This is a genomic window from Mameliella sp. CS4 (assembly GCF_019392335.1).
Lineage (GTDB): Bacteria > Pseudomonadota > Alphaproteobacteria > Rhodobacterales > Rhodobacteraceae > Antarctobacter.
The window spans coordinates 1-243 of record NZ_JAHXRQ010000259.1 but is presented as its reverse complement, the minus strand read 5'-3'; the positions used below and the strand labels follow the sequence as shown (position 1 = coordinate 243).

Below are 243 nucleotides of genomic sequence, written 5' to 3'. Positions count from 1 at the left end.
CGCGAGGAGCGGCAGCAGCGGCAGGCCCAGCACGGTGCTGTGGTCCCCGGCCACCGATTCGAACAGGTGGATCCCCGGCCCTTCGAGCTGGTAGCCGCCGACGCTCGACCGCACGCGCTCCGCGCCAGCGCAGTCCACATAGGCCGAGATCGCCCGTTCATCGAGAGGGCGCAGGGTCAGCCGGGCGGTCTCCACGAAGGCGTCCGCGACCGCCCCCGCCAGCGCCACGGCGGAATGCAGGGC

The 243-nt window shown here is 73.7% G+C and carries 1 protein-coding gene; it reads right to left on the bottom strand.

The genetic code is table 11. The annotated features are described in order from the left end of the window. Nucleotides 1–243, bottom strand: a 243-nt coding sequence (locus KZZ07_RS27315) for a Maf family protein (protein ID WP_219520173.1), incomplete at both ends; no start/stop codon positions are given.